This window comes from Peribacillus saganii (assembly GCF_003429095.1).
GTDB classification, from domain to species: domain Bacteria; phylum Bacillota; class Bacilli; order Bacillales; family DSM-1321; genus Peribacillus; species Peribacillus saganii.
The window spans coordinates 74,902-91,431 of record NZ_QVTE01000043.1 but is presented as its reverse complement, the minus strand read 5'-3'; the positions used below and the strand labels follow the sequence as shown (position 1 = coordinate 91,431).

At 42.8% G+C, this 16,530-nt stretch carries 12 protein-coding genes; 10 read left to right on the top strand and 2 right to left on the bottom strand.

Annotated elements, in window-relative coordinates; translation table 11 throughout:
• The first annotated feature begins 51 nt into the window (after positions 1–51).
• The 6 genes from D0469_RS14775 to D0469_RS14750 all read left to right on the top strand — a co-directional run bounded on the left by D0469_RS14775 (position 52) and on the right by D0469_RS14750 (position 7,507).
• Positions 52–1,002, top strand: coding sequence for an ABC transporter permease (locus D0469_RS14775; RefSeq protein ID WP_117327503.1), 951 nt, complete (start codon positions 52–54; stop codon positions 1,000–1,002).
• Positions 1,003–1,016: 14 nt separating this feature from the next.
• Complete coding sequence (locus D0469_RS14770) at positions 1,017–1,904, top strand: ABC transporter permease (protein WP_117327502.1); 888 nt, start codon at positions 1,017–1,019, stop codon at positions 1,902–1,904.
• Positions 1,905–1,959: 55 nt separating this feature from the next.
• The gene (locus tag D0469_RS14765; RefSeq protein ID WP_117327501.1) at positions 1,960–2,964 is read left to right on the top strand and encodes an ABC transporter ATP-binding protein; all 1,005 of its coding nucleotides are present in this window, start codon (positions 1,960–1,962) and stop codon (positions 2,962–2,964) included.
• The gene (locus D0469_RS14760) at positions 2,961–3,941 is read left to right on the top strand and encodes an ABC transporter ATP-binding protein (protein ID WP_117327500.1); all 981 of its coding nucleotides are present in this window, start codon (positions 2,961–2,963) and stop codon (positions 3,939–3,941) included. The genes D0469_RS14765 and D0469_RS14760 overlap by 4 nt, the downstream gene beginning before the upstream one ends.
• Positions 3,942–4,288: 347 nt before the next feature.
• A complete protein-coding gene (locus tag D0469_RS14755) occupies positions 4,289–5,713 on the top strand; it encodes an amidase (RefSeq protein WP_233523075.1) in 1,425 nt (474 codons plus the stop codon).
• 147 nt (positions 5,714–5,860) lie between these two features.
• Entirely contained in the window at positions 5,861–7,507 is a 1,647-nt protein-coding gene (locus tag D0469_RS14750) for an amidohydrolase (RefSeq protein ID WP_199478536.1), read from the top strand.
• A 495-nt stretch (positions 7,508–8,002) separates the two neighbouring features.
• On the opposite strand, the gene D0469_RS14745 is transcribed toward D0469_RS14750, so the two are convergent.
• Positions 8,003–9,331 (bottom strand): aspartate aminotransferase family protein, encoded by a 1,329-nt coding sequence (locus D0469_RS14745; protein ID WP_117327537.1) that lies wholly within the window; start codon positions 9,329–9,331, stop codon positions 8,003–8,005.
• Positions 9,332–9,347: 16 nt separating this feature from the next.
• Positions 9,348–11,111 carry a sigma 54-interacting transcriptional regulator gene (locus D0469_RS14740; protein ID WP_267897315.1) on the bottom strand — a complete coding sequence of 588 codons (1,764 nt, stop codon included), beginning with the start codon at positions 11,109–11,111 and terminating at the stop codon, positions 9,348–9,350.
• A gap of 315 nt (positions 11,112–11,426) precedes the next feature.
• On the opposite strand from D0469_RS14740, the gene D0469_RS14735 reads away from it, so the two are divergent.
• Genes D0469_RS14735 through D0469_RS14720 form a run of 4 tightly spaced genes read left to right on the top strand, consistent with a single transcriptional unit; the run spans position 11,427 to position 16,511 of the window.
• Entirely contained in the window at positions 11,427–12,593 is a 1,167-nt protein-coding gene (locus tag D0469_RS14735) for an amidohydrolase family protein (protein WP_117327498.1), read from the top strand.
• On the top strand, positions 12,593–13,957 hold the full coding sequence (locus D0469_RS14730) for an APC family permease (RefSeq protein ID WP_117327497.1): 1,365 nt from the start codon (positions 12,593–12,595) through the stop codon (positions 13,955–13,957). Before D0469_RS14735 ends, D0469_RS14730 begins: the two co-directional genes overlap by 1 nt.
• Before the next feature lie 14 nt (positions 13,958–13,971).
• A complete protein-coding gene (locus tag D0469_RS14725; RefSeq protein ID WP_117327496.1) occupies positions 13,972–15,171 on the top strand; it encodes a M20 metallopeptidase family protein in 1,200 nt (399 codons plus the stop codon).
• Positions 15,165–16,511, top strand: coding sequence for a glutamine synthetase family protein (locus tag D0469_RS14720; RefSeq protein WP_117327495.1), 1,347 nt, complete (start codon positions 15,165–15,167; stop codon positions 16,509–16,511). Before D0469_RS14725 ends, D0469_RS14720 begins: the two co-directional genes overlap by 7 nt.
• Positions 16,512–16,530 lie beyond the last annotated feature (19 nt).

Genomic DNA, 16,530 nt, shown 5'->3' with positions numbered 1-16,530 from the left:
GGCGGGGAACAATTCACATCAAAAACTTCATTCACGAGAGGGAGAATTACTTTGAAGATTTACGTTTTAAAACGTGTTCTTTCCCTTGTTCCAATCTTATTTATAGTATCTATTATGATTTTCATGATCATACATGTAACGCCAGGTGATCCTGCCACCGTGATGCTAGGGGATACGGCCACTACGGAACAAGTGGAAGCATTGCGCAACGAACTAGGTCTGAATATTCCTATCTACCAACAATACATCAACTGGATTACTGGTATTTTGCATGGAGATCTAGGATATTCGTTTTTTATGAGACAATCCGTTACCATGGCGATTATTTCTCACCTTGGCCCCACTGTTTCTCTGGCGATAATGGCGCAGATTATGGCAATCATTATCGGTATTCCGGTTGGTATCATTGCTGCAAACCGTAAAGGATCGCTTACTGATCAGTCGATTATGGGGTTGTCATTATTGGGTATTTCCATCCCAAGTTTTTTATTAGCCCTACTGCTTATCTTACTGTTTGGTGTCAAATTACAATGGCTGCCAGTTGCTGGGTATAAAGCACTAAGTGAAGGCATGTGGGTTCATCTAAAATATTTGATTTTGCCAATTATTGCACTGGGTAGTATGCAAGTTGCATTGATTGCTCGCATGACTCGAAATTCTATGCTTGAGGTCCTAAATATGGACTACATTAAAACTGCACGATCCAAGGGGATAAAAGAGCGCAATATCGTTTACAAGCATGCTCTGAGAAACGCGTTTCTCCCAATTTTAACAATAGTTGGTCAGTCATTCGCAGTACTAGTGGCGGGAGCAGCAGTAGTCGAAACAGTTTTCAATATTCCAGGAATCGGGCAGTTAATTATCAACTCAATTGAACGTAGAGATTTCGCTGTCATCCAAGGAATTGTCTTGTTTGTGGCGTTGGTATATGTGCTGATCAACTTAGTGGTTGATTTATTATACGGGGTCATTGATCCAAGAGTTCGTTTAAACCATAAATAGAAAGGAGACAAGGAATGGAAGCTGTTGAAAGAAACGCGAAACTTGTTATGCTCAAAAATGATCTAAAAAAAGAGCAGCGGAATTTGTTTGTACGACGTTTTATCTCCAATAAGCTAGCCGTAACGGGGTTGATTATCATATCAATTCTTACTTTCCTTGTGACTATTGGACCGTTAATCACATCATATGGTCCCAATGAAATGGTGGTTGACGAACGATTGGAAGGCCCAAGTTCAGCTCATTGGTTGGGCACTGATAATTTGGGTCGTGATTTGTTCACGCGGATTGTTTTTGGTGCTCAACTATCAATGGGTGTTGGGCTTTCAGTAGCTGTTATAACATCGATCCTTGGAATTGTCATTGGGCTGTATGCAAGTTACTACCGAGTATTGGATAATGTGCTAATGAGGATTTGCGATGGATTGATGTCTCTTCCAGGCATATTATTAGCCATTGCTCTTTTAGCTGCATTGGGACCCAGTACGAAAAATGTCATAATAGCATTAAGTGTCGTGTATACACCTAATGTTGCCCGTGTCGTTCGTTCAGCTGCTTTAGTTGTAAGGGAAGAAACGTATATTGAAGCGATGAAATCCCAGGGAGCTTCTTCATTGCGAATTATCTGGGGGCATATCGCACCGAATACGCTCTCGCCGCTCATCGTTCAATCAACATTTATTTTTGCAAATGCGATTATTGTTGAAGCGGCTTTGAGTTTCTTGGGCGCAGGTGTCCCACCACCTGATCCTAGCCTAGGTAATATTTTATTTGACGGCAAATTGGTAATATTCACTGCGTGGTGGATGGTGTTGTTTCCAGGGATATGTATCATTTTGTCTGTTTTGGGATTAAATCTTTTCGGAGACGGTCTCCGTGATATATTGGATCCCCATTCAAATTAATAAAAAATAGTGATATGCGCGCTGAAGCTATAGATTAAAAGAGAAGGGGGATTTTATGGTTGATCAGCCGCTTTTGCGAATAAAGGAACTGAGAACGCATTTTCATACGGAACGAGGGCGAGTCACTGCCGTAGATGGAATTACGTTACATGTGGAAGAAAGGGAAATTTTGGGTGTGGTTGGGGAGTCTGGTTGTGGGAAAAGCGTAACATCCCAGTCCATTCTTAGGTTATTTGACGAAAAACGCACTGTAAAATATGAGGGAGAAATTCATTTTAAGTCGAAAAATTTGTTAAAAATATCGAATGCCAACATGCAAAAAATCAGGGGAAACGACATCGCGATGATTTTTCAGGACCCGTTAAGTTCGCTCAACCCTGTGTATACGATTGGCTACCAAATTACAGAATCCATAATGCTGCATCAAAAACTGCAGAAAAAAAAAGCTTATGAGAAAGCAGTCGAGATGCTTAGACTGACTGGCATTCCGGCTCCTGAGAAAAGAGTTAATGATTATCCTCATGAATTATCGGGAGGCATGAGACAACGAGCAATGATTGCCATGGCACTAGCCTGCCAGCCACGGCTTTTAATTGCCGACGAACCCACCACAGCATTGGATGTGACGATACAAGCCCAGATACTCGATTTGATTAACAGGCTAAATCAAGAGTTGAATATGAGCGTCATTTTTATTACTCATGACCTAGGAGTAATAGCGGAAATTTGTACACGTGTTGTCGTTATGTATCTCGGACAAATAGTTGAGGAAGCGGATGTGGAAAAGCTCTTTTCTAACCCACTTCATCCGTATACTAAAGGACTTATGAAGTCTATCCCGCAAATAGATGGTGACAGATCGCAAGCCCTTCACGTCATCGAGGGTACTGTTCCATCATTGCACGATGTTCCGAATGGTTGTCGTTTTGCCTCCAGATGCCCTTATGCCAGTGATTTATGCCGGGCTAAAATGCCTGAATTAAAAATAGTTAAAACGGGCCAAAAAGTCAGGTGCTGGCATTATGAAGAAATTTTGGAAAAAGAGGAGGTAGACGTTTGATCCTAACTATTAATAAAACTAATCCTCTCCTTGAAGTCAAAGGTTTAAAAAAGTACTTCGATGTTAGAAATCCTTTGGGAAGGATGGAGGCACAAGTCAAGGCCATAAATGATGTGTCCTTTCAATTATATGAAGGGGAAACGTTCGGTTTAGTTGGTGAATCGGGATGTGGGAAAAGCACTATAGGCAGAACACTGCTAAGATTGATCGATCCCACGGAGGGGGAAGCCATTTATCAAAACAAAGATATCTTCAAATTATCTAAAAAAGAATTGCGGAATGTGAGACAACAATTACAAATGGTGTTTCAAGATCCATATTCTTCACTAAACCCAAGAAAACGAGTTGGCAGTATTTTGGAAGAACCTCTGAAAATCCACAGGATTGGAACAAAAGAAGAACGTACCGAACGAGTTATGGATATTCTGGATAAAGTGGGTTTGCGTATTGATCATTATTTTCGCTTTCCGCATGAATTTTCGGGAGGGCAAAGACAACGAATCGGGTTGGCGAGGGCACTTATCGTCAATCCAAATGTGGTTATTTGTGATGAACCCGTGTCCGCTCTTGATGTTTCGATTCAATCTCAAATAATAAATCTACTACGTCGACTTCAAGAAGAAATGAAACTATCTTATTTATTTATAGCCCATGATATTAGTGTCATACGCCATATTTCAGACCGTATTGGAGTCATGTACTTAGGGAAGATAGTGGAGGAGGCGCCAACAGATAGTTTGTTTTCAGACCCGCTTCATCCCTATACACAAGCACTGTTGTCGGCAGTTCCCCTTCCGCAGCCCAAGGACAAAAGAGAAAGAATTATCCTTGAAGGGGAGATGCCGTCACCAATGAATCCGCCATCAGGTTGTATTTTTCATACTAGATGTAGGTATGTGATGGATATTTGTAAAAGACAGGTTCCTGTACGAAAAGAAATGTCAACCAGTCATTTTGTTTCCTGCCATTTGCACTAAACTACAGCAGAAAGAAACATTTAGAAAATCTTTTGGACCAATATACTATTTATTTTGTTATTCTAGACAGAAAAATGTGAAAAAAAGTTTCAGAATATTAATCACTGTTTAATTTTTAATATTTTAACTTCTAACAATATTCAAAGTTTCAGAGGTTGAAATAAATCTTGTTCAATTCATCCTGGAAAATGCTAACAATCTGTTCAAAAAAAAAGGAAACTGCCTTCGTTCTTGTCATTTGCCTGTCTTAAAAAAGAAAATTACGTAAATTTAAAAAATAATTGTGAGCTCATTAAATTATGATGGAAGTCATCAAAAGGAGTGAGTATATGGGGAAACTAAAAGAAGTGTTTACCCTGGATGCATTGGGTCAAGCCGACCTGATCCGCCGTAAAGAAGTTACGCCATTGGAGCTTGTCGATGAGGTTATTGATAACATTGAGCGGTTAAACCCTGCACTCAATGCCGTAGTTATCCCAATGTTTGAAATTGCACGGAAGGCTGCCCAGGAATCCATTCCTGACGGTCCTTTTGCCGGCGTGCCTTTTCTGCTAAAAGATCTAACTGCTGAATATAAAGGTGCACCGTATACGGGGGGTTCTGCATTTCTCAAAGGCTATATTTCTCCAAGGGATACAGAGCTGGTGCGGCGCTACAAGCGAGCTGGTTTAGTTACGCTCGGCAAAACAAATAGCCCTGAATTCGGTGTAGGCCCTGTTACGCAGCCTCGTTTGTATGGGCCCTCAAGGAACCCTTGGAATACAGGTCGAACACCTGGGGGATCAAGTGGGGGAAGTGGGGCCGCTGTTGCGGCCGGGCTTGTTGCGATTGCCCATTCCAGCGACGGCGGAGGTTCCTTGCGTATTCCAGCTTCCTGTTGCGGATTAGTTGGACTAAAGCCTACGCGAGCCCGTAATCCTGCGGGGCCGAATTACGGTGAACTTTTGGGCGGTCTGGCAGCCGAGCATGTTTTGACCCGCTCCGTTCGCGACAGTGCCGCGGCCTTGGATGCCACATCAGGGCCAGATATGGGAGACCCGTACTGGGCACCTCCTGCAGACCGCCCGTTTCTACAAGCAGTGAAAGAGCCTCCTGGGCGCTTGCGAATCGCTTTCACTGATCAATCGCCTTTAGGAACAGAGGTTCATCCAGATTGTCAGGCTGCGGTTCGTGACGTAGCTAAGCTCTGTGAGGAGCTGGGTCACCATGTGGAAGAGTCTTCACCCCAGGTGAATGGCTCATTACTATTTGACAATTTCACTTCAGTTTTAGCCGCAGGAACTGCCTTTGAAATCCTGAATTCATCCCGCATTTTGGGTCGAAAGCCAACTGCTGATGACTTTGAACCCCTTGCTTGGGGGGTTGCCGAGCGAGGAAACCAAATGAGTGCCAGTCAGTATTTATTGGCTGTCAATTATCTGCAAAAACTTAGCCGCGATGTTGCCCATTTTTTTGATTCCTATGATGTACTGCTTACTCCCACCCTTGGGATGCCTCCGGTACCAATAGGTAGTTTTCTCATGGGTGAGGATGACGATCCGATAGAAACTAGGAGAGAAATGGCTCGCTTTACACCGTTTACTTCCTTGCAGAATGTGACGGGACAACCGGCTTTATCACTACCCTTGAGCTGGAATTCAAGCGGCTTGCCAATTGGTGCTCATTTCGTTGGTCGGTTTGGTGATGAGTTGACACTGTTCCGTCTTGCTGGTCAGCTGGAAGAAACTCGGCCGTGGAAAGACCGATGGCCTAAGGTTTCGATTTTTAATTAGTTATATCAACGACAATCGTAATGACTGACGCAAAGAAGTTTAATTGGGCACCCCATACTGTTTTTATTCAGAGACAGAAGAACAGAATATTATGATGAAAAGTTAGGTTCTTCTGAACTAAAGTCACCATTTTAATGAGGTGGTAGTTTGCCCGCAGATATGATAATGCAAAATGGACAGATTATTACGGTGGACAAAAATAATCGAATTGCTGAAGCGGTTGCAATTAAAGGAAATCAGATCTTGGCTGTGGGAACAGATGTCGAAATTCAAAAGTTCATTGGTGAACACACAGAAGTGATAGATCTGGAAGGAAAAAGCTTACTGCCGGGTTTTATTGATTCTCATTTGCATTTAACTTTATACGGCATCAATAAGCTAGGAGTTAGCTGTAAGGAACCCCATATTACCTCTATTGAGAACATATTAAAGGACTTAAAGGGAAAAGCGAAGCAAACCCCAAAAGGACAGTGGGTTCGCGCATGGGGATTTAACGAAACGAAAATTATTGAGCAACGCTATCCTACTCGATGGGAACTGGATGCAATTTCTACGGAGCACCCTATCATGATTATCCGGACCTGCGGCCATATCTCAATTGTAAACAGCAAAGCATTAGAGTTAGGAGGAATTAATGACTGGACAATGGATCCAGATGGAGGAAAAATATTCAGGGACGCCAACGGGATCCCTACGGGTGTTTTAGTTGAAACAGCCCATTTGAAGATGTTTGATCAGGCTAACTATACGGATGAGGAGCTTCATCAGGGGATGGCCCTTGCATCTGATGATTTTATCGCCGCAGGAATTACCAGCATTCATGATGGAGGTGGCTACGGCCCAGATAATTTGCGCGTGATGCAGAAAGCGGTTCGTTCAGGAGATGTTAAAGTGCGCATTTATGCCATGATTGGTTCCTTAAACAACTCTCAGGATTTTGTAGTAAAAATGATGGAGTCAGGGATTGTCACTGGCCTTGGGAATGAACATTTCCGACTTGGACCAGTGAAAGTCTTTACGGATGGAAGTAGCAGCGGTCCCACGATTGCAACCAGACAACCATACACGAGCAACCCGAATGACTATGGGATTCTCTACTTTACCCAAGAAGAGTTAAACAAAATTCTTGGGGAGGCCCATACAAAAGGATTTCAAATAACTGCTCATGCTCAAGGTGACCGAGCTGTTGAAATGATGCTGAATTGTATTGAAGATGCTCTTCACAAAGAGCCGCGGGAGAATCATCGCCACCGGATTGAGCATGCGGGAGTGACCATGCCCGATCTTCTAGAACGGATGAAACAACTGGGAGTTGTGCCGATTCCTAATCCGGCCTTCTTCTATGAATTCGGGGATGGATATATCAAAAATTATGGCGAGCGTGTTCGGCACATGTTTCCTGTGCGTGATTTTATTGATGCGGGCATAATTTCTGCGGGGGGATCAGATAGTCCTGTTACAACCTTTAACCCCCTTATGGGAATACATGAGGCTGTAAACCGTAAAAGTGAATCAGGTCAAGAGGTTGGTTCGAACCAAAAAGTAAATGTACTAGAGGCCATTAAGTTATATACATGGAATGGTGCTTATGCCAGTTTTGAGGAGCAGATTAAGGGAAGCCTTGAGCCTGGCAAGTTGGCCGATATCGTTGTATTAAATGAACGGATTTTAGATGTATCGATTGACCGTATAAAAGAACTGCAAGTGGAGATGACGGTTATTGACGGCAAAATCATTTACCATAAAAATATAAACCTATTTCATCTTGAGAAAGAGCAAAAAGGAAGAAGATAGATAGAAAGCTCCCATTTTCAACCTAAAAAAAGCTAGATTTTTCTATAAAAGGTCGGAAAATGGAAACAATTAAATATATTTCTTAGAAGGATGAACAAGGGATTATCGCCCTTGTCCCCTTTTAATTTTGCTTGTTTAATAAGTTTTCCCCCATAAAGTGCACCCATTTTGAGGTTCTAAAAGGCTGAAAAGAAGCCGGATAGCACGAGCTGATTCTACGGACGGATTCGTTCAGCTCTATTATGATACCGATGTTATTACAAATGGTTTAACCAAAATACCGGTACTTATCATATCTGTGTGGAAGGAAATGGTTCTTTTACAGAAACACAGAAGAAAGCATTCAAGTAAGATGTAAAGCTGCCATGAAAAGCTTTGGATTGTCTTTTGACTTTGTCCTTGGTCACTGTCAATTTAAGGGTGCTTTTTCCAATGACACACCTATGTTATTTTGGCGCTTCAAATAGTATGATCACATTACAGGAAGTAACAAGTTTACCATCCCGCATATTCTTTCACACGATCCATATTTATTCGTTGTTGCTCTAAATCGGAAAAAGCCTGATCAAAAACGCTAATAGCTAAATTAATGTCTTTTTTCGTGATGGTTAGTGGTGGTGTGATTTCAATTACATTGCTATGAATTCCTACATAAAACACCAGCATGCCAAGTTCATAGCAGCGATAACAGATGGCAGCTGTTTTTTCAGCGGCAGGGACTTTTGACACACGGTTTTCCACTAATTCAACTCCGATAGCAAGACCCTTCCCGCGAACATCTCCAATGATTTCGTGTTTTTCTTGCAGCTGTTTTAGAAGAGTCATGAAATATTCACCGTTAACCCGTGCATTGTCTATTAATCTTTCATCCTCAATAATTTTCATGGTTTCTAAGGAAGCTGTACTGCTGACAGGGTTGCCGCTAGTGGTGAACAAATGAATTCCTGTTCCGACATCGAGGATTTCTTTTCTTGCGACCACAGCGCTAATTGGCAGTCCTCCCCCAAGAGATTTTCCGAGAACAACGGCATCCGGTACGATGTCATGGTGGTCAAAGGAGAACCACTTGCCAGTCCTTCCTAAACCGACTTTAACTTCATCGAAAATTAAATGGATGCCATAACGTCTGCAAATCTCCTGTAGACGAGGTAAAAAGTCAGCAGGGGGAACGATGAGGCCACCATCACTCTGGATTCCTTCAATGATGATTCCAGCTGTATCCTCCGGCGGGCAAACGGTGTTAAACACCTCATTCTCCAAGTAATCGATGACCTGATCGGTAAGTCGTTTAGGGTCACCAAATAGGGGACGATATGGATTTGGATAGGGAATTTTCACGACGTTTCCGCTTCCGATAAAGCGGGATTGGGCCGGATGTCCTGAAAGGGAGAGGGATCCCATGGTCTGCCCATGGTACGAACCCATGAATGAAATCATTCTGGACCGGTTTTTCTCAAGCGGGACCAGCTTGGCAATGCAATCATTCGCATCGGATCCTGAATGGCCAAACCAGACCTTTTTCGGAAAATCTCCCGGTGTGATATCAAGCAGTTTTTGCGCAAGGGAAACCATTGTTGGCTCAGGCGCAGAAAGCTGAGAGGTAAAGGACAAGGTTTCATATTGCTCTTTGATTTTATTGCTGACTCTTTGGTGGCCATAGCCAATTCCGGCGACAGCCCATCCAGCTGCCAGGTCGAGATATTCAACTCCATCCTGGTCTGTGATACGAGTACCCTTAGCTGATTTCACGGCAATCGGGTAAAATCGGATTTTTAAACTATCCGCAATTACTTTATTTTCGGTTTCAATAAAATGTTTAGACAAAAGCGTTTCCCCCTCATTAAGAGTAGATAAAGTATTTTTTGAGCTTGTAATTGAGATTTTGCCTCGAGATTCCAAGATGTTCTCCTGCTTTTGTGATGTTGCCGTCTGTTTTCTTCATGGCCTGCTCAATCATGATGCGTTCCAGCTTTTCAATCTGTTCTGGCAGGCTTCCTGCGTATTGGAGGGGCTGCTCAGTCAGCAAAGTTTGTTCTAGCTGCTGCATTTTATTTTTAAGTATGGGAGGCAAGTGATCATAGCTAATCGTTCGCTCATCAAACACAAGGTTAAGGCAGCCCTCAATCACATGTTCGAGCTGACGGATATTACCTGGCCAATGATAGTTCATAAATAAATGATAAATATCAAACTCCAGTCCATCCACCGATACATCCAAAAGTTCGGCATGCTTCGCAATAAAGTGATCAATTAACACTCTGATATCGTCCTTCCTACTTCTAAGAGGAGGAATTTCCAAATTTACGACACCAAGGCGATAGTATAAATCCTCACGAAGCCGGTCACCTGCTATTGCTTGAAGTGGTTCCTCGTTCAATGTAGCGATTACTCTAACATCTATATCAATTACCTTCGAAGAACCTAACCGCTGTACTTTACGCTCCTGAAGAACCCGTAAGAGTTTTGCCTGCAGGCTTGTCCCCATTGAATTAATTTCATCAAGCAAAAGGGTTCCGCCCTGAGCTTGTTCGAACAATCCAGCGCGATCAACGGCACCAGTAAAACTCCCAATAGCTGTTCCAAATAGTAAGCTTTCAAGTAAGGTTTCAGGAAGAGCAGCGCAATTTTGTGCGATAAATGGGCTGTTTCTTCTCGGGCTTTCGTTATGAATGCTTTGGGCAAACAGTTCTTTTCCTGTGCCCGTTTCCCCGACGATCAGAATATTTGATTTTGACCTGGCGGATCGGCGTGCTTGTTCAACAGTTTGGGCCATTTCCCTGCTGGAAAAAATAATATTTTCAAATTGAAACCTTGTGTTGTTTTTGTGTGATGGAAGAGAGGATAGGGATGCAGTATCTCCTTTTATCTGTTTTTGGAGCTGCATGATCGTTTCAGCGAGCTGCTTTTGTTCCGTAATGTCCTTTGAGATTTCCATTGCTCCTGCCCGGCGTTCCCCTAAAAACAAAGGTACAGTACGGGCTAGTGAGGTTATAGCTTTTCCATGTGAAGTAAATTGGGTTTCCCTATGATTCAGGGTTCGGCCTGTACGGAGGGAGGTCAGTAGCGTGCTTGTGTTTTCATCGACAATCCAAACATCATGAACCCGCTTTCCTCGAACGGCCTCTGGCTCTAACGCATCCATTTCCCCGCCCTTCCGGTTATAAAAAAGAATGGTCCCATGCTCATCAATGACACAGATTCCCTCTTCCAACTGATCCAGGATTAAATCAAAAAGCTGTTTTGTTTTATTCAACTCTTGTATTTGATTCTGAAGAACCTGGATGGGGGAAAGGTCCTTAAGAATCAAAAGGTATATTCCCCTGTAAGGATCATTCTCAAAGAAAGAAATATTTCCGACTAACTGTTTTGTCCCTAAAGAAATGGAAACACCGGATTTTTGTTTCTTATTTAGATTCTTTTTAAATTCCTCCGTAGGTATCAATTCAAATATGGAGGTTCCTACAAGGGTAGATGGGCTGCTTGTAAAAAGACGGGTCGCTGGCCGATTTAGAGACAAAATAAGTCCCTCTTCATTTACTAGAATCATAGAGTCAAAGGAAGTGTTCCATAATTCTTCTAATTTGAGGGGGAGTACTGAGTTCAAATAATCACCTTCCTTTTATGTAAAATAATCTGCGAAAATTTTTTTTCGTTCGATTTTCATCATTTTCAAAATATTATCATAATTACCTGTTTGTTGAAAACAGAATTCTTATGCTCATTGAAGATAAAATAAGTGAAAAATAATAATCGAAAAAATTTTTTCGTACGAAAGGTATTTTGCGGAGGATTCCCTTTAAATTGGAAATTGAAATAATAACTAACTATAGCTAACTGGGTTCTTGTTTACTTTCTTTATTCTAAAAATGTGGCATGAAACTTGCATCTAGTAAAAGTAAACATAGAAGGAGGCTTCCACATGAAGGTTTCATTAAAAGATATACAAGCGATTGATGTTCACGCTCATCCATATTTAGCCAACACAGAGCTATACACTGTAGCAGAGTTTGTAAGAAAGCTATCGTTAGCAGTCATTCCAAATCAAATTCCAGAAAACTATAAAAGGGCACCCAAGCAGCCCTATCCAGGAAGCAACATGTGGGTTCAAATTCTTATCCAAAGACTCGCAAAATATTTTTCCTGTGAACCGACTCTTAAAGCAATAGTGGAGCATCGGAATAACAGAGCTGCTGATTTCCGGAAATATACCCGTGAGCTTTTTGAGGATTCAAACTTAACGGGAATTGTGGCTGACTTTGGTTATCCTCAGCCGCCGCTCAGCAAAGAGGAATACGGAGATTTATGCGGTGCACGAATATGGGAGATTCACAGAATCGAACCTGTCATGGTGAGGCTCAGCAAGGAATGCAAAAGCTTTGCTGAGTTCAGTGAAAAATATCGTGCCAATTTGGCTGAAGCACTCAAGCAAGAAGGCATGGTTGGTTTAAAATCTATCATCGCTTACCGCAGCGGCCTTGAGATTAATCCAATGAATGAAAGCTTAGCAGCTGAAGAGTACGAAGATTTCAAAGCCGACCCCCGCGTAAAAGTAAAAGACCTTCGCGATTATTGTCTTCACGTCGCAATGGAGGAATGTACAAGAACAAATAAAGTGATGCATATTCATACTGGTATAGGGGATGGGGAAGTAATTCTTCCCAAGGCAAGCCCAAGCTTTTTGCTCGATATGCTTAGGGACGAGAAATATCAGGATACAAAAGTGCACCTTGTTCATGGAGGCTATCCATGGGTGGAAGAGGCGGCATTTATCGTCAGTATCCTTCCAAATGTTTATATGGATATTTCTCTTCAAAATCCTTTCAGCGGCCATGGAGTAAAGCGGATTTTATCCCAGGTGTTTGAATTTGCTCCGTTTGATAAGGTAATGTACGGCTCAGATGCTTTTACCATGCCGGAAATGAATTGGCTTGGAGTCCACTTATTTAAAGAGTGCTTTGAGGAAGTGCTTAATGGCTGGGTAGAATCAGATTATATGGATGCTGAAACAGCCCGGACAATTGGAGAAATGGTGCTTTACCGCAATTTTGAAAATGTGTACCAGGATTATTTAAAGGAGGCTAAATAATGAGCCAACCGATTCAATTAGAGCTTGAGCCTCAGAGAAAGCTTGGATATTGGTCTATCTGGGCACTTGGAGTAGGAGCTGTTATCGGAGATGGTATCTTCGTTCTTATGGGGCAGGGGATTGCCACTGCAGGACCAGGTGCAATCCTTGCCTATTTGGTAGCCGGGCTTTCACAGTTGTTTTTAATGGTTGCTCTTGGTGAATTGGCGGTAGGAATGCCGAATGCCGGAGCTATGTCTCAATGGGTTGAACGGTTTATGGGCAGATGGTGGGGATTCCTCGCTGGGTTTACGTTTGCGGCCGGATGGGTAATTGCTGGCGGTAGTGTCGGACTTGCTTTAGGAAAACTAACGATGTGGTTTTTCCCGCAACTCAAAGGCGATGTTTGGCCGGTATTTTTCGCGATATTATTTATTACGATTTTTGCTGTGCTAAATATTCTCGGCACCGAGATTGCAGCGAAGACTCAGCTTTTACTTGTTATAGTTATGACGCTTGTTATGGCCATTTTTTCAATCATAGGTTTAAAGGATATTAATTTTAATAATTTTACTCCGTTCCTTCCGCATGGCGCTGATGGCTTCTGGGCAGCTGTTCCACTGGGAACCTATGCTTACCTTGGCGCAGTAACATTGGCAACCGCGGGCGGTGAGGTAAGAAATCCAAGGGACTTGCCAAAAGCGTTGATCTGGTCCAGCATCACTTTCTTAGTTTTATATTCTGCGGCTCAGATTGTCCTTCAAGGATTAATCCCTTGGGATAAAATTACTATGGATGGCTCTCCGTTCACCGATGCAGCCGGAATGGTATTTGGTATCGCTGGTGCCTACATCATGAATATGACAGCATGGATTGCAGCTGCAACTTGTATTTTAATGGGAACCTTATATGCAGCTTCCCGCATCTTTTACGCGCAGGCTAAGAGTGGCTTCCTGCCATCTTTCTTTGGTTACATCCATCCAAAGACAGGTACTCCTGTATACGGGATTGCAGTAGTTTGGGCTTTGTCCGTTGGATTAGTCATTTTAGGATCTGTTAATCCAGATTTTCTCTATGTTGAGCTATCAACACAACTCGTTTTAGCTTGGCTAGTCTCCTGGACATTGGCATTGATTGCCGCAGTTCTTTACCGGAAAAATGCTATGCAGGAAGTTCGGCAGCTGCCATGGAGACAGCCTTTGTATCCATTTTTCCCGATTCTTGGATTTATAGGTATTGGAATTGTGTTTTACGGTACATTTGTAGGTTCGCCGATGACACTTGTACGCGGTGCGATCTGGATGGCAGTCTTATATGTTTTGTTCCGAATGTTTAATAAGTCTAAAAATCTCTCAAACACCAGTGGAAAAGGAATAACGATGTAAGGGGGGATTTAAAGGTGATTACTAAAGAAGAGATTCGAGTAAAACAAGATCTTGCAGAGCAATTATATGCAATTCGAAAGCACCTTCACAGACACCCTGAGCTGTCGTTTCAAGAGTTCAGTACATGTGCATATATTGTGTCCATCCTTGAAGAGTGGGGAATCCCATTTACAAGAATAGGAGAAACCGGAATCTTCGTTGATATTATTGGTGAAAACGGAGAAGGGCCACACATCGGGATTCGGGCAGACATAGATGCCCTTCCAGTTCAAGAGAAGACGGATCTTCCGTTTTCTTCATTAAACGGAGGTGTGATGCATGCCTGCGGCCATGACGGACATACAACGATTCTTCTTGGAACGGTCAAACAGCTCTATCAGAATAAGTATCTTCTGTCCGGCCGGGTACGCTGCATCTTTCAGCCGGGTGAAGAAGCAGATGGGGCTGCACAGCAGCTAATTGACTCAGGAGTCCTTGAGAATCCCGATGTGGATGCAATGCTCGCACTCCATCTATGGCCGCATTTGCCACATGGAACAATCGGTGTTAAATATGGTGCGATTACCGCATCCTGTGATGATTTTATTATCACAATTGAGGGAAAGGGCGGGCATAGTGCAAGGCCCCATCAGTCGGTTGATGCAATTACCATTTGCTCGCAGATTCTCCATGCGCTTCCCACTCTTGTAACAAAGTCAAGCAGCCCTGTCGAACCGGTCGTTGTTCATGTTGGCAAAATTCAGGGTGGAACTGCAAGTAACGTCGTGGCAGATAAAGTGGTGTTAGAGGGAACCACCCGGGCTGTAACCAGAGAGGCTAGAAAGCGGCTGGAATCCCAGATTATAGAGCTTAGTGAAAATATTGCAAAAGCTTTTGGAGGAAAGGCGTCTATCCGCTATATCGAGAGCCATCCGCCAGTAATCAACAATGATTTAGTAACACAAGCTTTGGAGGCAAGTGCAATAGAAATCCTTGGTCCTGGAAAGGTTGTTCATCTAAAGGAGCCTTCGATGGGAGCAGATGATTTTGGCTCTTTTGCAGAAAGGGTTCCGAGCACATATTTCAGATTAGGAACAGCACAGGAAGGAAAGCCCATTTATGATCTTCACCATCCGCAATTTGAGTTTCATGAATCCATTATTCCTGTTGGAATCGAAATATTCACTTATGCGATATTGACCAGACTGCAAAAAGGGGTTGAGAAATCATGTTGACAAAAGAAAACGTACTAAACATTGTTAATCAAGAAAAAATTGAGTTTATCCGGGTAGAGTTTCTGGATTACGCCGGGGTTACCCGCGGACGGACCATTCGGCCGGCGCAGTTAAAGGATGTCATGGAAAAAGGGGTTAACTTCAGTACAGCAATCATGAGCTTTGATGTTTTTGATGAATATATCCCGAATCCTGCATTTGGGCCGAATGACGGGGACTTCTTTGCTGTTCCTGATCCAAGCACATTTGCCGTTCTTCCATACAGAAAAAACACGGCACGCATGCTTTGTGACCTGGTGGACATCAATGGCGATCCATGGCATGGCTGCCCGCGAAGCGCTTTAAAGCGATTATTGAATGAAGTGGAATCACTTCTAGGCGGGAAAATGAATATGGCCTTTGAACAGGAAGCTTATTTATTGATGGAAGTGGATGGCCATCTTGTTCCAGCGGATAACAGTCATTGTTTTTCAACAGAAGGAGCAGATATTCAAGAGGATTTCATTCAGGAATTTGTTTACTCGCTTGAAGCAATGGGTGTTACAACCGAGCAAATTTCAAGCGAATATGGTCCTGGCCAGCTTGAAATCAACCTAAAATATACCAATGCTCTCAAGGCTGCCGATGATCAAGTAACGTTCATGCATCTATTTAAGCAAATTGCTCGTGATAAAGGTCTTGTTGGGACCCTCATGCCGAAGCCTTTTCAGAATCTCTCTGGGAGCGGTCTGCATGTTCATATCAGTTTATATGACGAAACTGGAGAAAATTTATTCGAGGATTCAACGGACCAGCGTGGACTCGATATGTCTGAAAAAGCATATCATTTCATTGGAGGCCTTTTAAGGCATGGTTCTTCGCTCATCGCGATTGGGGCTCCAAGTATTAATTCATATAAACGGATGCAGCCTGGATCATGGGCCCCTGCTCATATCTGCTACGGATCCGGTAACCGTTCTGTTTTGGTACGCATTCCAGAAAAAAGAAGAGCAAGACGGTTTGAGTATAGGGGAGCGGATGGTACTAGCAACCCTTATCTTTTAGCTGCTTGTTTAGTAGCTGCAGGTCTGCGCGGCATCCAGTCTCAAATAGATCCAGGCGAGCCTGTTGACTTAGATGTAAGCAGCGCCAATGAATTCGAACTAAAGGAAAGAGGAATCAGCTGGGTGCCGCGAAGCCTAAATGAAGCGATTAATGCTCTTTCTGAGGATTCTGTCTTAGCACAAACAATTGGCAGAACGATTTGGGAAGAATTTATTAAAATCAAGAGGACGGAATGGGATAAGTATTCTCGGTATGTGGGTAACTGGGAACGAAAAGTCTTTACATCGAGATTCTAAAAAAAATGGTCTTTAAGAG